This is a genomic window from Bradyrhizobium sp. S3.12.5 (genome assembly GCF_040548225.1).
GTDB classification, from domain to species: Bacteria; Pseudomonadota; Alphaproteobacteria; order Rhizobiales; family Xanthobacteraceae; genus Bradyrhizobium; species Bradyrhizobium cytisi.
Window position 1 is genome coordinate 290,520 of record NZ_JBEPRF010000007.1, and the last position, 24,219, is coordinate 314,738.

Genomic DNA, 24,219 nt, shown 5'->3' on the forward strand with positions numbered 1-24,219 from the left:
ACCATGCCCCCGCGCCTGAAGCTGCGAGATATCGCCTTCTTTGAACGTCCCGTGCATTTCGCGCGGCCGTTCCGCTTTGGCGCTGTTACCATCAACGCGACGCCGCAGCTGTTCGTGCGGGTCGAGATCGACGTCGAGGGTAAAGGAAGTGCTATCGGCGCCAGCGCCGAGCTGCTGGTGCCCAAATGGTTCGACAAGCGGCCGGAGCTATCGCCGGCGCAGACGGTCGACGAACTGCGTCGATCGCTCGCGATCGCGCGCGGGCTTTATCTTGCGCGCACCGGATTCCTGACGGCGTTCGATCTGCACGCGTCCTGCATCGGCGCCCAGGTCGCGACCTGTGCGAAGCAGAACATTCCGGCGCTTGCCGCGGCTTATGGTCCGGCAGAAATCGACAAGGCGATCCTCGATGCGCTGCTCCGCGCCACCGAGGCCAATTTTTTCGACGGCATGGCAGCCAACATCGCCGGCATCGATGCCCGCTTGTCGCCCGACCTGAAGGACGCGGACCTCGCGACGTTTCTCGCCGGCCGCAAGCCGCTGCCGCGTGTAGCGATCAGGCATACCGTTGGCCTCGACGACACCGTCGAAGGCGAGGGCGGTGTTGCCGATCTCCACGAGAACGCTGGTGCGAATTACTTCAAGCTGAAAATGTCCGGCGATCCCGCGGCCGATGCGGCGCGGCTGACGCGCATTGGCAAGGAGCTCGACACGCTCGGGCGCGATCACAAGGTGACGCTCGATGCCAATGAGCAATATGCAGATCTCGCCGCACTGCAGGCGCTGATCGACCGGCTCGATCGCGAGCCCGCGCTGCGGTCGATCTCATCGAGGCTGCTCTATGTCGAGCAACCGATGCCGCGCGACATCACCCGGCAATCGCCGCTCGGCTCTCTCGCCGAGCGCGGCTTCATCATCGACGAGGCCGACGACTCCTACGACGCGTTCCCCGCGGCGCGCGCGCTCGGCTATCACGGCATCTCGTCAAAGTCCTGCAAGGGGCTCTACAAGTCCATCGTCAACGCCACGCGCGCAGCGAAATGGAGCGCGGGCGGAGAGAGGTTCTTCGTGACCGGCGAGGACCTCACCTGCCAGGCCGGCCTCGCCGTGCAGCAGGATCTCGCGCTCGGCGCCTTCATCGGAGTTACCCATGCCGAGCGCAACGGCCATCACTATGTCGACGGCTTTGGCGACACGCCGGCCGCCGAAGCGCAGGCCTTCGCGGCCGCGCACCCCGATCTCTATGCCGATGCCGGGCAGGGCATCCGGCTTGCCATTCATAACGGCGATCTCCTGACGGGATCACTCCATGTTGCGGGCTTTGCGACGTCGGTCCATCCGGACTGGTCGGCGCTTCGTCCGCTCGAACAGCCAAATTCACTTAGGGAGCAATTGGCATGACCACCCAACGCCTCGGCCTCATCATGAACGGCGTCACCGGCCGCATGGGGCTCAACCAGCATCTGATCCGCTCGATCGTGGCGATCCGCGATCAGGGCGGCGTTCGTTTGAAGAACGGCGATCGCATCATGCCCGACCCGATCCTGGTCGGCCGCAGGGCCGAGAAGCTCGAGGCGCTCGCAAAACGCTTCAACATCGCGCGCTGGACCACGGATCTCGACGCGGCGCTCGCCGACAAGAACGACACCATGTTCTTCGATGCTGCGACGACACAGGCGCGGCCCGGCCTGCTGACACAGGCCATCAACGCCGGCAAGCACGTCTATTGCGAGAAGCCGATCGCGACGAACTTTGAAGAAGCGCTCGAGGTCGTCAAGCTCGCCAATGCCAAGGGTGTCAAGCACGGAACGGTGCAGGACAAGCTGTTCCTGCCCGGCCTGAAGAAGATCGCCTTCCTGCGCGACTCCGGCTTCTTCGGCCGCATCCTCTCGGTGCGCGGCGAGTTCGGCTATTGGGTGTTCGAAGGCGGCTGGCAGGAGGCGCAGCGGCCGTCCTGGAATTACCGCGACGAGGACGGCGGCGGGATCATTCTGGACATGGTCTGCCACTGGCGCTACGTGCTCGACAATCTCTTTGGCAACGTCCAGAGCGTGGTCTGCATCGGCAACACCGACATTCCCGAGCGTTTTGACGAGCAGGGCAAGAAGTACAAGGCGACCGCGGATGATTCCGCCTACGCGACCTTCCAGCTCGAGGGTGGCGTCATCGCACACATCAACATGTCCTGGGTCACGCGTGTCTATCGGGATGACCTCGTCACCTTCCAGGTCGACGGCACGCATGGCTCGGCGGTCGCGGGTCTCACCGACTGCGTGATCCAGGCGCGGCAGGCAACGCCCCGGCCGCTGTGGAATCCCGACGAGAAGCGGCTGCATGATTTTTACGGCGACTGGCAGAAGCTGCCTGATAACGTCACCTACGACAACGGCTTCAAAGAGCAGTGGGAGATGTTCATCCGCCACGTCTACGAGGATGCGCCCTACAAGTTCACGCTGCTCGAGGGCGTCAAGGGCGTCCAGCTCGCCGAATGCGCGCTGAAGAGCTGGAAGGAGCGGCGCTGGATCGACGTCGCCCCGATCAAGGCCTGAAGTCTATTGGATAAGTCGCGATGTTTACCAAGCCGTCATTGCGAGCGAAGCGAAGCAATCCAGTGTCCCTCCGCGGCGACGGTCTGGATTGCTTCGTCGCGGAGTTTATCATCCGGCCGGCCAAAGGCCGGACCGGGTGGCTCCTCGCAATGACGGGGAGAGGTTCGAAATCATGAACAAGCCCGTCCCGCCGATGTCGTCATTGTCGCTCAAGTTGCCGAAGGCCGACCGTTCGATCGAGACCTACCGGCTCGCGGCCTCGCGCACGTTCCCCGCAAAGCTCGAAGGACCGCTCAACCGGATCGCCTTCTCCGCCGTGCATACGGTGGCCGATCCCTTTGCCGACAACGATCCCTGGCTTTCGGCAGCCGTCGACTGGGACAAGACCATCGCCTTCCGCGAGCATGTCTGGGATCTCGGCCTCGGCGTTGCCGAAGCCATGGACACCGCGCAGCGCGGCATGGGGCTGGACTGGCCGACCTCGCTGGAGCTGATCACGCGCTCGGTGTCCGCCGCCAAGCGCCGCAATGCGCTGGTGTTCTCAGGCGCCGGCACCGACCATCTCGCCGTGGAGGACGCCAAGAGCCTCGACGACGTGATCCGCGCCTATGAGGAGCAGATTTCGGCGGTCGAGAAGGTCGGCGGCCGCATCATTTTGATGGCGTCGCGCGCGCTGGCCAAGCTCGGCCGCAACGCCGACGACTACGCCAAAGTCTATGACCGCGTGTTGTCGGGGGTAGCGCAGCCCGTGATCATCCACTGGCTGGGCGACATGTTCGATCCGGCACTGACGGGCTATTGGGGCACGAAAGACCTCGACAAGGCGATCGATACGGCAGTGACCATCGTCAACGGCAACGCCGCCAAGGTCGATGGCGTCAAGGTCTCGCTGCTCGACAAGCAGCGCGAGATCGACATGCGCCGTCGCCTCGACAAGCGCATCAAGATGTACACCGGTGACGATTTCAACTATGCGGAACTGATCGCCGGCGACGAACTAGGCTTCTCGCACGCGCTGCTCGGCATCTTCGATGCCATTGCGCCCGCGGCATCCTACGCGCTGTCGCGGCTGGCTGCGGGCGACGAGGCCGGCTTCCACGACGTGCTTGGGCCGACGGTGCCGTTGTCGCGCCACATCTTCAAGGCGCCGACGCGCTTCTACAAGACCGGCGTCGTGTTCATGGCGTATCTCAACGGCCATCAGGACCATTTCACCATGGTCGGCGGCCAGGAGAGCGCGCGCTCGATGCTGCATCTGGCCGAGCTGTTCCGGCTCGCCGATCAGGCCGGCCTGCTCGCCAATCCAGAGCTGGCGACGCGGCGGATGAAGACCGTGCTGGCCGCGCACGGGATCGACGCCTGATGCGCGATTTCTCGTCCGACCATCGCTGGCTGTCGCTGAACACGGCGACAGTCCGCAAGCAGGGTGACCTCGTCCAGATCGTCGAGGCCTGCGCCAGGCACGGCATCCGCGCCATCGATCCCTGGCGCGATCAGGTCGCGACCGTGGGCCTCGATCGCGCGGCGCGCGCGGTGCGCGATGCAGGGCTTGATCTTTCGGGCTATTGTCGCGGCGGCATGTTCACGTCGGACGCATCGCGCCGCGCCGAAGTGCGTGACGACAACCGCCGCTGCGTTGATGAGGCCAAGGCGCTTGGCGCGCCCTGCATCGTGCTCGTCGTCGGCGGCCTGCCGCAATATTCCCGGCCCGGCAGCGAAGCGTCGAAAGATATCGCGGCGGCGCGCGGGCAGGTCGAGGAAGCTCTCGCCGACATGCTCGATTACGCCAAGCAGGCAAAGCTGCCGCTGGCGATCGAGCCGCTGCATCCCGCCTATGCCGCCGACCGCGCCTGCGTCAACACGACAAAGCAGGCGCTCGATATCTGCGACCGGCTCGATCCCGGCCGTACCGGCATGCTCGGCGTCGCGCTCGATGTTTATCACATCTGGTGGGATCCGGAGCTGTTGGGGCAGATCGCAAGGGCCGGCAGGGACCGCCTGCTCGCGTTCCACGTCTGCGACTGGCTGGTGCCCACCAGGGACATCCTCAACGACCGCGGCATGATGGGCGACGGCGTCATCGACATCAAGTCGGCGCGCGCGGCCGTCGAGGCGCGGGGTTTTGCCGGCTATTCGGAAATCGAGATCTTCTCCAACGATTGGTGGGGCAAGCCGATGGACGAGGTGCTACGGACTTGCATCGAACGGCATCGGACATTTGTGTAGAGCGCGATGAAATTAGGTTCGATCGGCTGTCCGGGCTCGCCGCAGGGCGATCGCATATGCCTTTCGGGCGGCCAGCGCTGCCGGCTCGACCGGGTCGCGAATGACCCTCAACGGTTCAGGAACATGCGCGGCGGGGCTGGTGTCCGTATCCGTCCGAAGCGGGCGGCCAAAATCTGAGCCACCGGCCATTTGGATAAGGTTCGCGCAGGAACCTTGCCCCCGTCTGGGATGTTGGAAAACGACACAATCACTCAGGAGGAAACTCTCATGAGAACACTGTTACTGGCTGGTGTGCTGGCGGTTGCTGGTTTCGCTGTCGCCACGCCGATATCCATTGCACCCGCGTCAGCTCAAGTTGCCGTTGATACTCCGCTCGGCGGCGTTAGAGTGGGCCCGGAGCACCGTTACTACCGGGAGTATGATCGACCCGCTTATCGCGCCTACGGATATGATCGCGGATATCGCGGATGCCGCACCGTCACAATCGAGCGTGACGACGGTTCGGTCCGCAGAGTCCGCCGTTGCGACTAGCAGTACCGGGCTAGAAGATCGAGTTTAACAGGAGCGTCGAGCCGGTTCTCGCGCGGCGAAGCAATCTGCGTTGACCAGCGATGAGGCCGCGGCTCAGCGAGCTGGTTGGAGTACTACCAGCGAGAGGTGGACAGCCTTCAGCTTTCAGGCAGAATATCATCACCCCGATGCCGCAGCCGCGCCTCAGTCTGTGCAAGATCGGATGCGGTAATCGGTGGCATCAACGATCGGCAGGCACGGCGGATGTACCCTGCCTGACGATCTTGAATGGCCCCGACGTGTCATCGTCGGGGCCATTGTTGTGATCGGCGTGGCAAGGCTGGCGATTTTTGCGGCGATAAGGAAAGACCGCCCGAAGGCGGTCTTGCAGTCCAATTGGCCGGGCCAAAATAGTTTCGGGATCAAACTTTGTCCGGCCCGGTCTGATCACGAGCTAACCACCATCCAGGAACGGCCGCTCACAATTAAAATTTCAGTCCTGAAATGGAATGCGCCTCGTAGAGCGCAGGCCGAAAGAGCGGTCATTCTGCGCAGCGCCTTTTGCTGCCGTCAGTGCTCGCGTCGTTCGGCTCGACTATTCGGTGAAAAGTCAGACGATTGCGCTATCATCGATGACCGTCAAACACCGGACTATCGCTCGTCAATTCAATCTGCAAAGCTGTGGCAACACGAATGCGCTTGTAAAACAAACAAGCGCGAAGGGAGGTTCGCAGTGGAGAAGGTGCAACGCTTGCGTGCGATGGGTTCGCTGTGCCGTCAACAGGCCGCCTACAACAGCATGAACAAATGGAAGCTGCTCGCAGAAGCAGAATACTGGGACCACCTGGCCGATCTTGAGCTGTCTTCATACTTCCAGCAATGCAACGCCGTTAGCGCAAATGAGATAGAGCGGCCTCAAGCGATCGCAAGCACGAATGACGCGCGGCAGGAGACGATTTCCAGCGCGTGAGGAGGAACGAGCGAGTGAGGAGGAACGAGGCTGTCGTTTGCATTCCGTGCCACCGCAGTCTCACGGCGAGCCGCGGCCCGGACAGGCATGCTCTCGTCGAGCTTTGAGGCTGGGCGACTACGTCATCCACGGCGTTTGGCCACGTTGCAACGAGAGAATGCGACGCCGCCTTCAAACGCCGGCGCATGACGAAACTGATCTGGGCGGTGTTCATGCGGCCCTGGGGCGGAGTGTGGGGATTGCGCTCACGTCCTCTTCCCGTTCCGCGTGCCAAGTATCATAGGCTGCCTGCATGCGCACCCAAACTCCGGCGCCATCTCCGAACAACTTGCCGAGCCGAACAGCAACGCCCGGCGAGACCGGTTTGCGCTCGCGCAAAATGTCGTAGAGGTGCTGGCGGGAAATGCCGAGAAGCTGCGCAATCTCGGCCTTGGTCTTGCCGGTCGCCGGAATCACGTCCTCCCTCAGCAACGCGCCGGGGTGGGTCGGGCAGCGATCAGGATTACGTTTCGTGACATGAGCCATGATCGTCTCTCTCAGTGACATTGTTCGAAGTCGATCCGACAGGCGTCGCCGGCCTCGAATTCGAACGTGATGCACCACGGCCCGTTCACGTGGACCGAATAGCGCGTTGGCTTAAAGCCTCGCAAGGCATGGAAATCAAAGCCCGGGATATTCACTTCCTCGGGCACTGCAGCTGCATCCAGGCGATCAAGACGACGAAAAATCCGCGCGTGCATTTTCGCGTCGATTTTCGCTGTTCGTCCCTTTTCCCAAAGCTCCGCGAGAGCCTTGCTCTTGAAGCCTCTGATCATAGCTTCAAGCATGTAAGCTAATAGCTGACATATGTCAATAACTAGCTTACGTCATAGCTCCGCTTATGTGCCTAGGGACCAGCGACCTGTTGCAGCGTGTTGAAGCGCGCCTTCTGCTCGCTGCTCAGCGTGGCATAGAACTCGTCAAGGGCCGGCTCGACCAGCTTGGCGGCGCTCAGCATGGCCTCGAGCCGGTGCTGCATCGCCTCTAGCCGCCCGACCGGCGTCAGCGGTACATCGTTCGGGCAGGCCGCCTGCAGGTCTTCGACACCTTTGGCCGTCGCTTCGCTGAGGCGGTCGAGCGCGTCCTTTTGCTTGCCCGCGGGGTGGAGCACGGCCTCGATCCTTTGGATCGGCAACTGGGTGAGGCCGGACTTCGGATCGCCGCAGCCCTCGGCAGTGGTTTGGGCACTGGCTTGCTGCTGCGGCGGCGAGCGCTCGCCAACATTGGGGCCGAGCGCGTTGAAGCGCGCCTGCTGCTCGTCACTGAGCGAGTTGTAAAAATTCTCCAGTGCCGGCCGCACGATCTTGACCGCTTCCAGCGTCGCACTGACGCGGTTCATCATCGCCCGCAAGCGGCCGGGCGGCGTCAACGCATAAGTTTCCGCGCAGGAGTCCTTGAACACGCCGGCAGCGTTGGCCGCCGCGGCCTTCAATTCGTCGAGCAGCGCGCGTTGCTCCGGCGTCGGCCGCACGGCGCGGGCGATATCGGCAAGCGGCCACGCCGTGACGCCCTTGTCCGGCGTGCCGCACAATTGCTTGAGCGTCTGCGGGCTCACGCTGGCGCGCTGGCGTGCGGGATAGCCGCCGCCGGCTTGCGGATAGTCATACGGGTTGGTGCTGGCATAGGCGGAGTAGGGGCCGCTGTCCCCGCCCCAGAACACGGTGTCGACGAGGTCGTCATAGGCGTAGGCCCAATAGCCGGGCTCGTAGGCTTGGGGCCAGAACGTGTAGTCAAAAATGTCGGAATAGGCGTAAGGCCAGAACACCGGTCCAAGCCAGGCTACGAACGCCGCGGGATGGCGGTGCCGCCAGGCCTGCCGGGGCGCCCAGCCGTTTTCGCGAGCGATAAGCGCCGCCTGGGTTTGTGGGGTAGTCTGCTCGCGGAAGCGCGCGGCAAACCGCCCGCGCTCGGCAGCCCGCGCGGCGGCAGCCGCTGCAGCTGTTGCAGCGGGAGCCTGTCCCAGCCTTTGCTGGCGTGCCAGATCGCCCTGCTGCGCGCGTTGCTCGCGCTGGAGCAGGCGGTTCTGCGATTGCAGCATGCGTTCTTGCGTCCGCTGCGCGCGCGCACCTTCCGGCTTTTGCGACTGGAGTTGCTGCACGCGCTGCTGGAGCCGATCGATGCGGGTCTGGCGCTCCGTCGTCTGGCGCGATAGCACGTCGCGCTGCCGCTGCTGCACCATCTGCTGGCGCTGCTGGATCTGCTGCTGATGCTGTTGCGCGCGCTGATCGATCTGCCCCTGTCGCGACAGCCGCTCGCTCACGGCCGGCGGCGCGCTTGGGCGCGACGGCGCGGCGATATGCGGCGTCGGCCGCGGCGCCATGGCCGGACGTTGCGGTGCAGGCGGCGGCCGATGGAATTCAGGCCGCGGCGTAGCCAGGTGCGGGGCAGCCCGCGGCGGTGGTGCAGCGAAGTGGGGGACCGGACGCGGCGGCGGTGCGGCGATGTGTGGCGCCATCGCCGGTCGCTGCGCCATGGCCGGCGGATGGAATGCCGGCGCGGCGGGACGCGCCATGGCTGGTGGCGCGGCAGGGCGGGCCATCGCGGGTGGGGCTGCCGGCCGTGCAGCCGGCGCTGCGGCCGGCCCTGGTGGTCCACCCCTTCCATGGGGCTGGGCGGATGCACTGATGCTCGCCGCCAGCATCGAGATACTGATCAAAAAAACCGTCAAGCAGACGCTACGCGGAAGCATGATCGTAGCTCCCAGCTCCTAACTGCCCGCAACGTTCAACGCAGAAGTGCCGGAATGGTTCGTTGTCGGCCACGGCCGGCATTGCGATCTTCCGACGCAGGCAGGCTCAAGAGAAATCCTGCGTCAGGATCGTCGCGAACTGCTCCAGCGCCCAGTCGACCTGGTCGCTGGTGATCACCAGCGGCGGCGCGATGCGGATCGTGTGCTCATGGGTGTCCTTCGCCAGGATGCCCTTGCCCTGGAGCGCCTCGCAGTAGCGGCGGGCGCGGCCGGCCTCGGGATGCAGCTCGACCGCCAGCATCAGGCCGCGCCCGCGCACCTCGCGGATCGTGTTGGCGCGGATGTCCTTCAAGCCTTCCAGAAAGCGCGCGCCCTGCGTGGCCGCGTTCTCGATCATGCCTTCCTCGACCAGCACGCGCATCGCCGCGCGCGCCACCGCGCAGGCCAGCGGGTTGCCGCCGAAGGTCGAGCCATGCTGTCCGGGTCGGAGTGTTCCGAGCACGTCGTTGTTCGAGAGCACGGCCGACACCGGATAGAAGCCGCCGGACAAGGCCTTGCCGAGCAGCGTCACGTCCGCCTCGATGCCCTCGTGCTGTTCGGCGAGCAGCTTGCCGGTGCGCCCGAGCCCGGTCTGGATCTCGTCGAGCACCAGCATGACGTTGTTGGCGGTGCAGAGCTCCCGCACCCCAGTGAAATAGCCGGCTGGTGGAATGATGACACCGGCTTCGCCCTGGATCGGCTCGACCAGAAAGGCGACCGTGTTTGGCGTGATCGCTGCTTCGAGGGCAGCGGCATCGCCGAACGGGATGATCCTGAAGCCCGGCGCGAACGGCCCAAAGTGTCCGCGGGTCTCGGCGTCCGTCGAGAAGCCGACAACGCCCAGCGTGCGTCCGTGGAAATTGTCGGCGCAGACGATGATCTCGGCCTGGCCGTCCGGCACGCCTTTCACCTCGTAGCCCCATTTGCGCACCGACTTGATCGCGCTTTCGACCGCCTCGGCGCCGCTGTTCATCGGCAGCACCTTGTGGGAGCCGGTCAGCGCCGCGATCTCCTCGTAGAACAAGGCGAGCTGGTCGTTGTGGAAGGCGCGCGAGGTGAGCGTCAGCCGGTGCGCCTGTTCCACCATCGCCGCCAGGATCTTGGGATGGCAGTGGCCCTGGCTGACCGCGGAATAGGCGGAGAGGCAATCGAGATAACGGTTGCCTTCGGTATCCCAGACCCAGACACCTTCGCCACGCGTCAGGACGCCCCCGATCGGCTGGTAATTATGGGCGCCGAAGCGTGCTTCCGTTGCGAGGAGATCAATGACCGACGGGCTCATTTTTCGTCACTCCCATGGGGCGGCTTGGGGCCTGGCTTGGGACCTGCGCGATGCTGCCGATTTGCCCCGGCCTGTCAAATGGTTCCGCGCATCCACCGGGCATTTTCTGCCAACCCGGCCCCTACTGTGCATGGGGTTGTTTTCGACATTTTTGTTTGGGCCGGGCTTTTCAGGAATCCTGATCGCGGTGCGCGATCTCCAGCGTGACCAGCCGCGCCAGCAGCGTCGCCGGATAGAGCTGGCCGAAGATGGCTTCCATGTTGCACAGGCTGCGCGCAACCGGATGGAGCGGGGCGACGTCGCCATATCCGGTCGTGGTCATCGTCGCGAAGCTGAAATAGATGACCTCGCTTGCGAGGCTGGGACTGTCTTCCACCTTCATGCTGACGAAGGCGTCCTGATCCAGCGAGCCGATAAAGGTGTAGAGGGCTGCGAAAATGATCGCGACAGTCAGATACAACAGCACCGCGCCGATCACGCGATGATAGGTCACGCGCCCCGGTGCAAAAGTCTGGCGCGCGACCGCCCAGGCCATCGTCGCGCCCACGATGAACCACGAGCCCGCGAACAGATTGAGATCGAGAATGGACGGCGATTTGATCCGCAGGATCGCGCCGGTCACGATCATGCCGAGCGCGATCAGCATGCCGATGACCGCGACCGGGCTGCCTGATATCACGAAGATGCCGCAGACCAGCAGCAGCGCCAGCACCAGCTCGGAGACCTGGAATGCAAAAAGCCCCAGCGCCTGCAGCGGCGCGATCACGAACATCATGATCACCAGCAGCACTGTCAGCACCGTCAGGGCCGGATCGGCCCAGCGTTCGCGCAATCGATCGATGTTCATGACGCCTCAGCCGATCGAGCAGGGTACGCTCAGGAAGCCGCGGAACCGGACGCGGCCACCGCGTACCGGCTGACTGCTTACGGCATAGTCCGGGAAGCGCGCCAGGAACCGCGAGATCGCAATCGCGCCTTCGAGCCGGGCCAGGGCCATGCCGGCGCATTGATGCGCGCCGGTGGCGAACGCAAGGTGCCGGTTCGGCGTGCGCGCGACGTCGAAGCGTTCAGGGTCCGGAAACTGCGCGGGATCGCGGTTGGCAGCTCCAATGCACAACGTCACCGACGTGCCCGCTTCGAGCATGACGCCGCCGAGCTCGACCCGCTCCGTCGTCATGCGGTTGCCGAGCTGGTTCGAGCTTTCGTAGCGCAGCATCTCCTCCACCGCGGTCTTGATCAACTCGGGATTATCGATCAGCCGCTGCTTCTGGTCCGGATTCCTGTCGAGCGCGACGAGGCCGTTGCCGATCAGATTGGTGGTCGTCTCGTGGCCGGCGTTGAGCAGGAAGATGCAATTGTGCAGCAGCTCCTTCTCGGTCAGCCGCTCACCGTTGTCTTCACCCTGGATCAGGCGCGTCAGCACGTCGCGCTCGGGATTGCCGGGCTTCTGGCGCCGGCGCGCGACCAGCGTCTCGAGATAGGCAAGGAAATCCGTCACCGCCTTGTTGCCCCGCGCGGCAACCGCAGGCGATACGACGGGCTCGAGCGCGCCAAGGATCGCCAGCGACCAGTCGCGCAACGGCGTGCGCTCCTCATGGGGGACGTCGAGCAAATTGCCGATCACCTCGATGGGGATCGAGGCGGCAAAATCCTCGATCAGCTCGCAATCGCCCTTGGCAGCGATGGTGTCGAGCAGGCTGTCGACCAGCCTGACGATGTCAGGCTCCATCCCCGCGATCGCGCGCGGCGACAGCGCGCCCATGATCAGGCGCCGCACCCTTGTGTGCGCCGGCGGATCGTTGAAGACGAGGCTTGTGGTGTGGTGCTCGTAGAGCGGGGTGTCGCCATATTTCGGCGCGAACTCGCGCTTCTTGTCCGAGCTGAACGACCTTGTGGTCTTGTAGGCGGCGACAAGGTCGTCGTAGCGGGTCAGGAACACGGTGCCGCTTGGCAGGCGCTTGACCGGCTCGTTCTCCCGCAGTGCACGATAGGTCGGGTAGGGATCGTCGTAGAATTCGCTCGTCAGCTTCGCCAGATCGAAATTGGCCGCCAGTTCTTTCGCATCTGCGTTCATGCGCCATACTCACCGGTTGAGACCGATATGCCGTTTTCGCTCTTTCGAGCCGTGCTGATCACCGTCTACAGTCTCGCCGTGATTTGCTAGCCGACCGGACAGGAAAATGCACGCCCGCGCTGATGCTTCCGACACCGCCCCGAGCTGGCCGGACGATGTTTTCGCGACCTTGCAACGCTTCGACGTGCGGCAGGTGCCTTATGTGCCCGATGCCGGCCATTCGAAGTTGATCCAGCGCGTGCTCGGCTCCTCCACGATGCGCGGCATTCCGCTGACGACGGAGGAGGAAGGCGTGGCGCTGCTCGCCGGCGCCTGGACCGGCGGTCAGCGCGGTGTGCTGCTGATGCAGTCGAGCGGCGTCGGCAATTGCATCAACATGCTGTCGCTGATCCCGATCTTGCGTTTTCCGTTCCTCACCCTCGTGACCATGCGCGGCGAGTGGGCGAGTTCAATCCGTGGCAGGTGTCGATGGGCTCGACCACGCAGGGCGTGCTCGAGCTCTCCGGCATCAAGGTGCTGCGCGCCTCGAACGCAGCCGAGGTGCCGGCCGTGTTGGAGGCGGCCGCGGCGCAAGCCTACAACGCGCTGACGCCCACCGCCGTCCTGCTGTCGCAGCGCCTGATCGGCGCCAAGGTTTTCACCAGATGAGCAAGGCCAATCTCCTCGACCGCCGCGAGGTGGTGTCCGCGCTGCTGGCCAACCGCAAGGACGTCGTCGCGATCGGTGGCCTGGGTGCCTCCACCAACGACATCACCGCCGCGGGCGATCATGCCCGCAACTTCTATCTCTGGGGTGGCATGGGCGGCGCTGCGATGATCGGGCTGGGTCTCGCGCTGGCGCAGCCAAAGTTGCCGGTGCTGGTCATCACCGGCGACGGCGAGATGCTGATGGGGATGGGCAGCCTTGCCACCATCGGCCTGCAGAAGCCCTCCAACCTCTCGATCGCAGTGCTCGACAACGAGGCCTATGGCGAGACCGGTGGCCAGACCAGCCACACTTCGGCTGCGGCCGATTTGGTGGGCGTCGCCAGGGCCTGTGGCATCACCGACAGCCGGGCGATCTCGACCATGGCCGAGGGCGAAACCTTCGCCAAGACCGTCCATGATCTCTCGGCGGGGCCGCGCTTTGCCAATGTGAAGATCGACAGCGCCAGCGTCGAGCGGATTTTGCCAAGTCGGGACGGGACCTACATCGTCAACCGGATCCGCGGCGATCTCGGCTTCCAGCCGATCTGACATCGCCCGGTTGCTCTCGCCCTCGCCGACGGCCGGCCCTCGGCGGTCGGGAAAGTGTGACCAATTTCCAACAAGTCGGCACCCACCTAGGTTGCGTCGCACCATTTGGCTTGACTTTGGCGTGGGTGAGTGCTTACTCACTAGCATGAGCTCATTGCGTATGACGAGCGACCTGAGGCGTCAATTGATCCTCGGAGCCGCAAAGCGTTGCTTTGCCCGACACGGCTATACCGGCACCACGACCAAGAGCGTGGCGGCCGCTGCTGCCATTTCCGAGGCGCTGCTGTTCAAGCATTTCCCGTCCAAGGCGGCGCTCTATGCTGAAATCCTCAGCGACGAGTGCGAGGCGGACCCGGCGCTCATGGATCTGCTCGAGCGCGAGTCGTCGACGGCCACCCTGGTGGAATTGATCCGCGGCATGGTCCAGCATTTCCTGATGATCGCCGACGGACCCGACCAGGAGGAGGCCCAGCGCCTGCGACTGACGGCCACCAGTCATCTGGATGACGGCGAATTCGCTCGTTTGCTATATGCCAAGATCGAGACGCTGATCGGGGCGGTCTTCGTCGCCTCGCTCGAACGTGCGGTCGCCGCCGGCGATGCGCGGGCGAGTGGCAGTGAACCGCTCAACCTGTTCTGGTTTGCGCATCATACGGTGATGACCGCTGCGCTGACCAGGCTGCCGTCCGTGCCCTGTCTCGCTTATGGCAGGGCGAACGATCTGGAGCGGCAGCTCTGTGAGTTTCTCTTGAGAGGCATCGGACTTAACGACGCCGCAATTGCTTCGCATCTGGGCCGCGATCAGGCTGCGGGTGCCGGCAAAACGGCGATTGCAGAAAGCGCATGACATGAACATCGTAACCGAACACAAGATTTCGGGCGAACCGATCGACAGCAAGGCTCCCAAGCGTCCGGTTCGGCCGGTGCTCTGGTTCATCATCGTCGGCACGCTCCTGGGCGCGCTGGTTGGTGGTCTCGTCTGGTTCAACTATTTCCGTGGCCAGATGATCAAGCAGTTCTTCGCCAACAACAAGCCGCCGCCGACTGCAGTCAGCGCGGCGGAAGCGAAGTCCGAGGTGATCCCGAACCTGCTCACCGCGGTCGGCGGCCTCACCGCCGTGCACCAGGTCGACGTCAGCGCCGACGTAAACGGCCGCGTCACCGAGATCAAGTTCGAGCCCGGCGCCCATGTCGAGGCCGGCACGCCGCTGGTGCAGCTGTTCGACGCGCCCGATCAGGGCGACCTCGCCAACTACAAGGCCCAGGCAACGGTCGCACAGCTCTCGCTCGACCGCGCAAAACAGCTGGCGTCGCGCCAGTTCGGTCCGCAGGCGACCGTCGATTCCGCGCAGGCCGCCTATGACCAGGCGCTGGCCGGCATCGCCAAGACCGAAGCGCTGATCTCGCAGAAGCTCGTCCGCGCGCCGTTCTCAGGCGATCTCGGCGTCCGCAAGGTCGAGGTCGGTCAGTATCTGACCGCGGGCACGGCGATCGTCTCGCTGACTGATCTGTCGGAGCTGTGGGCCAACTTCACGGTGACGGAAAAGGACTCCGCGAATCTCAAGGTTGGCCAGCTGGTCCGGCTGAAGGTCGACGCCTATCCGGGCCGCACTTTTGACGGCAAGATCACCACGATCGAGCCGCAGATCGCCGCCGACACGCGCAACATCCGCGTGCAGGCGACTGTCTCCAATCCGGAGAAGATCCTGAAGCCCGGCATGTTCGTGACCACCACGGTGGTGCTGCCGGACAAGCCGGCCGTGATCACCGTTCCGGAGACGGCAGTTGACTACACGCTGTACGGCGACTCGGTGTTCGTGATCACCGAGAAGCAGGGAGATGACGGCAAGACCAGCCTGAGTGCGGTGCGCACGTTCGTGCAGACCGGCAGCCGGGTCAATGGTCGCACCGAAATCATCAAGGGCGTGAAGCCTGGCGACAAGGTCGTTGCCGTCGGCCAGCTCAAGCTGCAGTCGGGCGCCGCCGTGGCGATTTCGCCCGACCCTGCTCCGCAGATCCCGGCGCAACCGCCGCGCTACTGACACTACACTCACGTGATCCGGCCTGGCCGGATCACGTTTCTTGAGACATAGAAATCGAGATCGCCGCGATGGCCTTTACTGATATTTTCATCAAGCGCCCGGTTCTGTCGGTCGTCGTCAGCCTGCTGATCCTGCTGATCGGACTGCGCGCGGCGATGGTGCTGCCGATCCGGCAGTACCCGAAGCTGTCGAATACGGTCATCAACATCACGACCGTTTATCCCGGCGCGTCCGCAGACCTGATCCAGGGCTTCATCACGACGCCGATCGAGCAGGCGGTCGCCTCCGCCGAAGGCGTGGACTACATGACCTCGTCCTCGGTGCTCGGCACCTCGACGATTCAGGTCTACATCAAGCTGAACTTCGATCCGAACCAGGCGCTCACCGAGGTGCTGGCCAAGACGAATTCGGTCAAATATCTGATTCCGAAGGAATCGAACGATCCGGTCGTCACCAAGACCACGGGCCAGACAACGGCCGTGATGTATCTCGGCTTCTCCTCCGAGGAGCTGTCGGGCTCGGCGATCTCCGATTATCTGACGCGCGTGGTGCAGCCGGTGCTGTCGACCGTCGACGGCGTGGCCTCGGCCGATATTTTGGGCGGCCAGACCTTTGCGATGCGGCTGTGGCTTGATCCCGTGAAGATGGCAGGCCGCAGCGTATCGCCGGCCGACGTCGCGTCCGCGATTGCGGCCAACAACTTCCAGTCTGCGGCGGGACAGACCAAGGGCTATCTCATCGTTTCCAACATCTCGACGAACACCAGCCTGACCGACGTCAACCAGTTCCGGAAGATGATCGTCAAGGCCAAGGACGGTGGCTTCGTCCGGATGGAGGATATCGCCACGGTCGAACTTGCGGCGCAGAGTACCGACGCGAGCGTCGCCTTCAACGGTGAGCATGCAATATTCATTGGTGTGAACGCGACGCCGCAAGGCAATCCGCTGACGCTGGTCAAGGGCGTGCGGGCGCTGTTCCCGGAGCTCGAGCGCAATCTGCCGCCCTCGATGAAGATGAAGGTCGCCTATGACTCGACCAAGTTCATCCAATCATCGATTGACGAGGTGGAGAAGACGCTGGGCGAAGCCGTCATCATCGTGATCGTGGTGATCTTCCTGTTCCTGGCCTCGCTCCGTTCGGTCATCATTCCGGTCGTCACCATCCCGTTGTCGATGATCGGCGTCTGTACCCTGATGCTGGCGCTGGGCTTCAGCTTCAACTTGCTGACCTTGCTCGCGATGGTGCTCGCGATCGGGCTCGTGGTCGACGACGCCATCGTGGTGGTGGAGAACATCCACCGCCATCTCGAAGAAGGGAAGACACCGGTGCAGGCGGCGCTCGAAGGCGCGCGCGAGATCGTCGGCCCCGTCGTCTCGATGACCATCACGCTCGCGGCGGTGTATGCCCCGATCGGTTTCCTCGGCGGTCTCACCGGTTCGCTGTTCCGCGAATTCGCGTTCACGCTCGCCGGCTCGGTGATCGTATCAGGCGTGATCGCGCTGACGCTGTCGCCGATGATGTGCTCGGTGCTCCTCAAGAACACCGAGGAGGGCCGCTTCGCCAAGCTCGTCAACAGGGTGTTTGGCGCGCTGACGCGCTGGTACGGCCGCAGGCTTGACCGCTCGCTCGACTACAAGACGATCACCGGCCTGTTCGCCGTGACGATCCTCGGACTCGTCGGCTTCCTCTATATGCACACCTCGAAGGAGCTGGCGCCTGAGGAAGACCAGGGTATCGTGTTCGCGGTGACCAAGGCGCCGAAATATGCCAACATCGACTATGTCGATTTCTACGGCGAGAAGCTCGACAAGGAATTCCAGAAATTCCCCGAGACCGATTTGCGCTTCGTGCTGAACGGCATCAACGGTCCGCAAGGCGGCATCGCCGGCATGCTGCTCAAGCCGTGGGAAGAGCGCAAGCGGTCGTCGATCGCGCTGAAGCCGCTGGTCCAGGCCGAGCTCTCCAAGATCGAGGGCGTGCAGGCCTTCGCATTCAACCTGCCGCCGCTGCCGGGTGGTCCGGGCGGTCTGCCGGTGCAGATGGTCATCAACTCCACCGCGGGCTACCAGACCGTTTTTGAGCAGATGGAGAAGCTGAAGGACGCTGCCCGCAAGAGCGGCATGTTCATCGTCTCCGACAGCGACCTCGCCTATAACCAGCCGAACGTGCAGGTCACGATCGACCGCACCAAGGCGCAGGATCTCGGCGTCAACATGCAGAACCTCGGCAGCACGCTCGCGGTTCTGCTCGGCGGCAACTACATCAATCGCTTCAATCTCGAGGGCCGGTCCTACCAGGTGATCCCGCAGGTGCCGCGCAGCGATCGTCTCTCGCCGGAATCGCTCGGTGGCTACTATGTGACGACCAACACCGGACAGCAGCTCCCGCTGTCGACCGTGGTCTCGATCAAGACCAAGACCGACCCGAACTCGCTGACGCATTACAATCAGCTCAACTCGGCGACGTTCTCGGCCGTGCCGATGCCCGGCGTGACCGTCGGCGCTGCGGTGGAGTTCCTTGAGAGTGAGGCCAAGAAGCTGCCGCAGGGCTTCAGCCACGACTTTCTCGCGGATAGCCGGCAGTATGTTCAGGAAGGCAACCAGCTCGCGATCACCTTCGGTTTCGCGCTGATCATCATCTTCCTGGTGCTGGCCGCGCAGTTCGAGAGCTTGCGTGACCCGCTGGTGATCATGATCTCGGTGCCGATGGCGATCGTGGGAGCGCTGATCCCGCTGTTCTTCGGCGCGGCCACCATGAACATCTACACTCAGGTCGGTCTGCTCACCCTGGTCGGCCTGATCACCAAGCACGGCATCCTGATGGTGGAGTTCGCCAACGAGCTCCAGGTCAATGAGCGGCTCGACCGTCGATCGGCCATCGAAATGTCGGCCCGCATCCGCTTGCGGCCGATCCTGATGACGACGGCTGCGATGGTCACGGGCCTGATCCCGCTGCTGACGGCAAGCGGCGCCGGTGCGGCCAGCCGCTTCTCGATCGGTCTCGTGGTCGTGGCCGGCATGTCGATCGGCACGCTGTTCACGCTGTTCGTGCTGCCGGCCGTCTATGTCGTGCTGGCGACCGACCATCGCGCGGCGGCCGATTCCGAGCGTAACAAGCAGGTCAATGAACTCGACGTCGGCGCCAAGGCGCTGCGGCCGACCTGACCTGACCTAAGCTCGATTTGCGTGCGAAGCGGCAATAGCCACGGTTGTTGCCGCTTTTTCTTGTCGCGCGGTATCTCGTGCTATGATCGCAGCTGCGCCGTGATTGTGCGCTTGAGGCGGGTTGTCGGATGAAGAGGCGCGAATTTCTGGCAGTGCTTGGCGGGGCGGCATTGGCGCGCCCGGGCATGGCGTCGGCCGATACGCCGGGTCGTATCTATCGCCTGGGTACGGTGGCCCCGATCGCGCCGGTGACGGCGGAGAGCCGGGGCGGCAAGATCCTGATCAAGGTGCTCGAAGAGCGCGGTTTCAAGCTCGGCCGCAACCTGACCTTCGAAGCGCGGGGCGCACTTGGCGACGTCGCGATGCTGCCCGCGCTCATCACAGAGCTGAAGGCCGGGAACGTCGACGTCGTCGTGATCATTGGCTACCCGACGGCCATGGCCGCCAAGGCCGCCGGCATTGCCACTGTCGCGGCCAGCGGCGTCGGTGATCCCGTCGAGACCAAGCTGATCGAAAGCCTGGCGCATCCAGGCGGCAAGATCACCGGCATTTCGGACGTCGCAGCGACGCTCAGCGCCAAGCGGCTGTCGCTGCTCAAGGAGGTTTCGCCGAAACTGACCAAGGTCGCGATGCTCTGGAACAAGGACGACCTCGGCATGACCATGCGCTATCAGGCATCCGCGAAGGCGGCCCAGGCGCTCGGACTGACCGTGCAAGCGCTCGGCGTGCGCGAGCCCGACGATTTCGACGAAGCCTTTTCCGCGATGAACAACGATTTGCCCGACGGCATCCTGATGGTAGCGGACGCGCTGACCGTTCTTAATCGCGAGCGCGTGTTCGAGTTCGCCGCGGTCCGAAGGCTGCCGGCGATCTACGAATTCGACCAATTCGCCCGCGACGGCGGCCTGATGTCCTACGGTGCGGATTCTTCGGAATCGTTCGAGCGAGCGGCCGCGCTGGTCGCCCGCATTTTCAATGGGGCAAATCCCGGCGACCTTCCGTTCGAGCTCCCGACCCGCTATCCCCTGGTGCTCAATCTCAAGACGGCGAAGGCGACCGGACTTGAAATTCCACCCACCTTGCTGGCACTTGCCGACGAGGTCATTGAGTGACCCAGTGCGCTGCGGCGGGAGACAAGGTTCGGCCTTCTTGCTAGGCTTGGGGGAATGAGCATTTCCGTCCATCCCGACACTCCGCAAACCAGGACCCTGCCGCGCGCGGCCGAGGGCGGGGTCGCGTCCGGCGAGGCGGGGCGGGGGATCAGGACCCGGCTGTTCACCAAATATGTCGCGCTGTTCGTGGCCGTGGTCGCCGTCGCCCTGCTGGCCAATGGCCTGTTCGAGGTCTTCTTCTATTATCGGGAGCACAAGGCCTCGCTGATCCGGGTCCAGCACGAGCAGGCCGAGGCGGCGGCCGCCAAGATTGGCCAGTTCATCAAGGAGATCGAGAGCCAGCTCGGCTGGACCACGCAATTGCCGTGGTCGGCGGGCTCGATCGAGCCGCGCCGGTTCGACGCGCTGCGGCTGCTGCGTCAAGTGCCGGCGATCACCGAGCTCGCCCAGGTCGACGCGACCGGCAGAGAGCGCCTGCGCGTTTCGCGGCTGGCGATGGACGCGATCGACAGCGGCGTCGATCTGTCGGACGATCCAAAATTCACGCAGGCGGTCGCGCACAAGGTTTTTTACGGGCCGATCTATTTCCGCAGGGATTCCGAGCCCTACATGACGCTGGCGCAGGCCGGCGCCCGCAAGGATGCGGGCGTCAGCATTGCAGAGGTCAATCTCAAGCTGATCTGGGACGTCGTATCCCAGATCAAGGTCGGCGAGCACGGACACGCCTATGTAGTCGGCCCGGAGGGGCGCCTGATCGCGCATCCCGACATCAGCCTCGTGCTGCGCAACACCGACATGTCCAAGCTCGAGCAGGTACGCGGTGCTCAGGCCGGTGGCGGCGCAATGCCGGATGCATTGCAGGAAGCGACCAACATCCAGGGGCAGAAGGTCCTGACGGCCTCCGCGCCGATCGCGCCGCTCGGCTGGACCATGTTCGTCGAATTGCCGGTCGAGGAGGCCTATGCCTCGCTCTACGCATCGCTGCAGCGGCTCGCGATCGTGCTGCTCGCAGCCTCGATCTTCGCGGTGCTCGCTGGAATATTCCTCGCGCGCCGCATGGTTGGCCCGATCCAAGCGCTGCGCAGCGGTGCCGAGCGCATCGGCGGCGGCGATTTCTCTCAGCGCATCTCCATCAAGACCGGCGACGAGCTCGAGGAGCTAGCCGACCAGTTCAACGACATGGGCGCGCGCTTGCAGGAATCCTACGCGGATTTGGAAAAGAAGGTCGAGGTACGAACGGCCGAATTGAGCGAGTCGCTGGAGCAGCAGACAGCGACTTCGGAGGTGCTACAGGTGATCAGTTCGTCTCCGGGCGAACTCACGCCAGTTTTCCACAAATTGCTCGAGAATGCCACGCGCGTCTGTGGCGCGAGTTTCGGGATCATGAACCTGTGGGACGGCGAAGGCTTCACCATCGCGGCTGACTACAACGTGCCGCCTGCGTTCGCCGCTTCGCGAAGAGATGTGGCGATACGCCCTCATCCGGAGAGCGCGCTCGCTGCGGTCGTCAGGACGCGTCAGGTCGTTCACGTTCACGATGTGCAAAGCACACCGGCCTATATTGCGGGAGGACCAAGCATTCGCGGAATCTCCGATGTGGCCGGTGCCCGCACGATCGTCGTCGTACCGATGCTGAGGGAGAGCGAGCTGATCGGCACGATCGCAGTCTATCGCAAGGAGGTCCGTCCGTTCACCGATAAACAGATTTCTGTGGTCGAGAATTTCACGAAACAAGCCGTCATCGCCGTCGAGAATGCGCGGCTGTTGAATGAGTTGCGCAAACGCACGATGGAACTCTCGCAGTCCCTTGATGAGTTGCGCGCGGCTCAGGGCCGCCTGATCCAGACCGAGAAGCTGGCCTCGCTCGGCCAGCTCACGGCTGGCATCGCCCACGAGATCAAGAACCCGCTCAACTTCGTCAATAATTTCTCGTCGATCTCGGCGGAGCTGATCGACGAGCTCAACGAGGTCCTGCAAACGGCATCGCTCGACGGCAAGACGAAGGACGAGGTGGACGAGCTGACCGGCATGCTGCGGGGGAATCTCGAGAAGGTGGTGCAGCACGGCAAGCGCGCCGATTCCATCGTCAGGAACATGCTATTGCACTCGCGCGAAGGCTCCAGTGAGCATCGCCCCACCGACATCAACGCGATCGTGGAGGAGAGCCTTAATCTCGCCTATCACGGCGCGCGCGCCGAACGGCCGTCGTTCAACGTGACGCTCCAGCGCGACCTCGATCCGGCCGCCGGGATGGCCGACGTCTATCCGCAGGAGATCACTCGCGTCTTCCTCAATCTGATCTCGAACGGCTTCTATGCTGCGGCCAAGCGCAAGGAAAGCGCCGCGGATGGATTCGAACCGAGCTTGAGCGCTGCGACGAAGAATCTCGGCGGCAGGGTCGAGATCCGGATCCGCGACAACGGCACAGGCATTCCGCAGGACGTGAAGGGGAAGATGTTCAATCCCTTCTTCACCACCAAACCCGCCGGCGAGGGCACCGGGCTTGGTCTGTCCATGAGCCATGACATCGTCGTGAAACAGCACGGCGGCACGATCGACGTGAACACCGAGCCCGGTGTCTTCACCGAATTCATCATCTCCCTGCCGCGCGTCATGGCGGCAAGCGGTCCTTCCGGAGGCAAGACGTGAACGTTTACATCCTGGTCGTCGATGACGAGCCCGATGTCGAGGCGCTGTTCCGGCAGCAATTCCGGCGCGATCTGCGCGCCGGCCGTTTCCAGATGGAGTTTGCACCCTCGGCGCCCGATGCGCTGAGGCTCGCGGCCGAGGTTCGCGACCCCTCGTTGATCCTGATCCTGTCCGATATCAACATGCCCGGCATGAGCGGGCTCGACATGCTGCCCAGGGTGCGCGCCGAGCATCCGCATGTTCCGGTTATCATGATCACGGCGTACGGCGATGCCGAGACGCGTCGCAAGGCGATCGAGCGCGGCGCCATCGGGCTCCTCACCAAGCCGATTGATTTTGCGCTGCTGCGCCAGCAGATCGACACAAGGCTCGAGCAAGCGGCATGACCCCGACCATCCTCTTCGTCGACGACGAGCCCGACCTCGAGGCGCTGATCCTGCAGAAATTCCGCAGGCAGATCCGCGACGGGCTCGTCTCCATCATGTTCGCGCGCGACGGCTTGGAGGCGCTGGAATCGCTCGAGCAGAACCCGCAAGTCGATATGGTGGTCTCGGACATCAACATGCCCAGGATGGACGGGCTGTCGCTGCTGCAGAAGTTGCAGGAAGCCGAGGACAAGAAGTCGACCATCATCGTCTCGGCCTATGGCGACATGAGCAATATCCGCACCGCCATGAACCGCGGTGCGTTCGATTTCCTGACCAAGCCGATCGACTTCACCGACCTGGAAACCACGATCGATAAGACCCTTCGCCACATCGAGATGTTGCGCGAGGTGCGTCGTCGTCAGGCGGAGGCCGAGCGCGCCCATGCTGCGCTGTCGCGCCACTTCTCGCCGGAGCTGGCCAAGCGTCTGGCGGCAAGCGGCGAGGGCGAGGGGATCGAGGTGCAGTGGCGCGATATCGCGACCATTTTCACCGATATCACCGGCTTCACTTCGCTGGTCGAGAGCGCGCCGCCCGAGACGCTGGGCGCGCTCCTCAACGAATATGTCGGCGGGATGACCGAAGTGGTGTTCGCGCATGACGGCACCGTCGCCAAGATCATCGGTGATGCGATCCAGGTGCTGTTTAACGCGCCCGGCGATCAGCCGGACTATGCGACGCGTGCGGTCGCATGCGCCCATGATCTGGATGCGTGGGCACAGGGGTTTTGTGCGCGCCAAAGTGATCGAGGCGTGGATTTCGGAGCCACCCGCATCGGCATTCACGCCGGGTCAGCACTGGTCGGCAATTTCGGCGGGAACCGCTTTTTCGACTACACCGCGTATGGGGACACGATCAACATCGCCGCGCGGCTGGAAGCTGCGAACAAGCAGCTGGGCACCCGCATCTGTGTCAGCTCCAGTGTCGCCGAGGCAGCCAGGAACTTCCAGGGGCGACCCGTCGGCGATCTGATGCTGCGCGGGCGCAGCGAGCCGCTGCGCGCGTTCGAGCCGCTGCCGCGCGAAAGATTCGAGGCGCCCGAGACGGCGCAGTATTCCGAGGCCTTTGCCAAGATGCAAGCCGGTGACGCCGCGGCCATGCCGACCTTTGCCGCGCTGGTCGGCGCGCACGCCGACGATGCTCTCGCCGGATTTCACTTGAGGCGCCTGCTCAACGGCGGCAAGGGCATCCGCATTCAATTGGATTAGGAGCTC

Annotated in this window: 19 protein-coding genes and 1 pseudogene; 14 read left to right on the top strand and 6 right to left on the bottom strand. The window is 63.8% G+C overall.

All coding sequences use genetic code 11. The features are described from left to right. The first annotated feature begins 3 nt into the window (after positions 1 to 3). The 5 genes from ABIC09_RS12790 (at position 4) to ABIC09_RS12810 (ending at position 6,255) form a co-directional block, all read left to right on the top strand. Positions 4 to 1,401, top strand: coding sequence for an enolase-like domain-containing protein (locus ABIC09_RS12790; RefSeq protein ID WP_354109469.1), 1,398 nt, complete (start codon positions 4 to 6; stop codon positions 1,399 to 1,401). Then, entirely contained in the window at positions 1,398 to 2,549 is a 1,152-nt protein-coding gene (locus ABIC09_RS12795) for a Gfo/Idh/MocA family protein (protein WP_354109470.1), read from the top strand. Before ABIC09_RS12790 ends, ABIC09_RS12795 begins: the two co-directional genes overlap by 4 nt. Before the next feature lie 172 nt (positions 2,550 to 2,721). Further along, positions 2,722 to 3,912 (top strand): dihydrodipicolinate synthase family protein, encoded by a 1,191-nt coding sequence (locus ABIC09_RS12800; protein WP_354109471.1) that lies wholly within the window; start codon positions 2,722 to 2,724, stop codon positions 3,910 to 3,912. Continuing rightward, positions 3,912 to 4,775 (top strand): sugar phosphate isomerase/epimerase family protein, encoded by an 864-nt coding sequence (locus tag ABIC09_RS12805; RefSeq protein WP_354109472.1) that lies wholly within the window; start codon positions 3,912 to 3,914, stop codon positions 4,773 to 4,775. The genes ABIC09_RS12800 and ABIC09_RS12805 overlap by 1 nt, the downstream gene beginning before the upstream one ends. 745 nt (positions 4,776 to 5,520) lie before the next feature. Further along, positions 5,521 to 6,255 carry a hypothetical protein gene (locus ABIC09_RS12810; protein WP_354109473.1) on the top strand — a complete coding sequence of 245 codons (735 nt, stop codon included), beginning with the start codon at positions 5,521 to 5,523 and terminating at the stop codon, positions 6,253 to 6,255. 210 nt (positions 6,256 to 6,465) lie between these two features. Here the strand turns inward: ABIC09_RS12810 and ABIC09_RS12815 are convergent, their stop codons facing one another. The 6 genes from ABIC09_RS12815 to ABIC09_RS12840 all read right to left on the bottom strand — a co-directional run bounded on the left by ABIC09_RS12815 (position 6,466) and on the right by ABIC09_RS12840 (position 12,378). Continuing rightward, a complete protein-coding gene (locus tag ABIC09_RS12815; protein WP_354109474.1) occupies positions 6,466 to 6,780 on the bottom strand; it encodes a HigA family addiction module antitoxin in 315 nt (104 codons plus the stop codon). 11 nt (positions 6,781 to 6,791) lie between these two features. Then, on the bottom strand, positions 6,792 to 7,070 hold the full coding sequence (locus tag ABIC09_RS12820) for a type II toxin-antitoxin system RelE/ParE family toxin (protein WP_354109506.1): 279 nt from the start codon (positions 7,068 to 7,070) through the stop codon (positions 6,792 to 6,794). Between the two features lie 71 nt (positions 7,071 to 7,141). Next, on the bottom strand, positions 7,142 to 8,806 hold the full coding sequence (locus ABIC09_RS12825; RefSeq protein WP_354109475.1) for a Spy/CpxP family protein refolding chaperone: 1,665 nt from the start codon (positions 8,804 to 8,806) through the stop codon (positions 7,142 to 7,144). 283 nt (positions 8,807 to 9,089) lie between these two features. After that, positions 9,090 to 10,304 (bottom strand): ornithine--oxo-acid transaminase, encoded by a 1,215-nt coding sequence (rocD, locus tag ABIC09_RS12830; protein WP_354109476.1) that lies wholly within the window; start codon positions 10,302 to 10,304, stop codon positions 9,090 to 9,092. A gap of 169 nt (positions 10,305 to 10,473) precedes the next feature. Further along, entirely contained in the window at positions 10,474 to 11,151 is a 678-nt protein-coding gene (locus ABIC09_RS12835; RefSeq protein ID WP_148748959.1) for a potassium channel family protein, read from the bottom strand. A 6-nt stretch (positions 11,152 to 11,157) separates the two neighbouring features. Further along, positions 11,158 to 12,378: a cytochrome P450 gene (locus tag ABIC09_RS12840; RefSeq protein WP_354109477.1), complete on the bottom strand. Its 1,221-nt coding sequence runs from the start codon at positions 12,376 to 12,378 to the stop codon at positions 11,158 to 11,160. A gap of 106 nt (positions 12,379 to 12,484) precedes the next feature. On the opposite strand from ABIC09_RS12840, the pseudogene ABIC09_RS12845 reads away from it, so the two are divergent. The 9 genes and pseudogenes from ABIC09_RS12845 to ABIC09_RS12885 all read left to right on the top strand — a co-directional run bounded on the left by ABIC09_RS12845 (position 12,485) and on the right by ABIC09_RS12885 (position 24,213). Further along, positions 12,485 to 13,026: pseudogene (locus ABIC09_RS12845) on the top strand (phosphonopyruvate decarboxylase). After that, positions 13,023 to 13,613, top strand: coding sequence for a thiamine pyrophosphate-dependent enzyme (locus ABIC09_RS12850; RefSeq protein ID WP_354109478.1), 591 nt, complete (start codon positions 13,023 to 13,025; stop codon positions 13,611 to 13,613). The pseudogene ABIC09_RS12845 and the gene ABIC09_RS12850 overlap by 4 nt, the downstream one beginning before the upstream one ends. A 145-nt stretch (positions 13,614 to 13,758) precedes the next feature. Beyond that, positions 13,759 to 14,460: a TetR/AcrR family transcriptional regulator gene (locus ABIC09_RS12855; protein WP_354109479.1), complete on the top strand. Its 702-nt coding sequence runs from the start codon at positions 13,759 to 13,761 to the stop codon at positions 14,458 to 14,460. 1 nt (position 14,461) lies between these two features. Next, complete coding sequence (locus tag ABIC09_RS12860) at positions 14,462 to 15,655, top strand: efflux RND transporter periplasmic adaptor subunit (RefSeq protein WP_354109480.1); 1,194 nt, start codon at positions 14,462 to 14,464, stop codon at positions 15,653 to 15,655. Between the two features lie 68 nt (positions 15,656 to 15,723). Continuing rightward, the gene (locus ABIC09_RS12865) at positions 15,724 to 18,819 is read left to right on the top strand and encodes a MexW/MexI family multidrug efflux RND transporter permease subunit (RefSeq protein WP_148748954.1); all 3,096 of its coding nucleotides are present in this window, start codon (positions 15,724 to 15,726) and stop codon (positions 18,817 to 18,819) included. Between the two features lie 128 nt (positions 18,820 to 18,947). After that, positions 18,948 to 19,931 (top strand): ABC transporter substrate-binding protein, encoded by a 984-nt coding sequence (locus tag ABIC09_RS12870; RefSeq protein ID WP_148748953.1) that lies wholly within the window; start codon positions 18,948 to 18,950, stop codon positions 19,929 to 19,931. A 54-nt stretch (positions 19,932 to 19,985) separates the two neighbouring features. Next, the gene (locus ABIC09_RS12875) at positions 19,986 to 22,580 is read left to right on the top strand and encodes a cache domain-containing protein (RefSeq protein ID WP_354109481.1); all 2,595 of its coding nucleotides are present in this window, start codon (positions 19,986 to 19,988) and stop codon (positions 22,578 to 22,580) included. After that, on the top strand, positions 22,577 to 22,966 hold the full coding sequence (locus ABIC09_RS12880; protein WP_148748951.1) for a response regulator: 390 nt from the start codon (positions 22,577 to 22,579) through the stop codon (positions 22,964 to 22,966). The genes ABIC09_RS12875 and ABIC09_RS12880 overlap by 4 nt, the downstream gene beginning before the upstream one ends. Then, positions 22,963 to 24,213 carry a response regulator gene (locus ABIC09_RS12885; protein ID WP_354109482.1) on the top strand — a complete coding sequence of 417 codons (1,251 nt, stop codon included), beginning with the start codon at positions 22,963 to 22,965 and terminating at the stop codon, positions 24,211 to 24,213. The genes ABIC09_RS12880 and ABIC09_RS12885 overlap by 4 nt, the downstream gene beginning before the upstream one ends. The last annotated feature ends 6 nt before the right edge of the window (positions 24,214 to 24,219 follow it).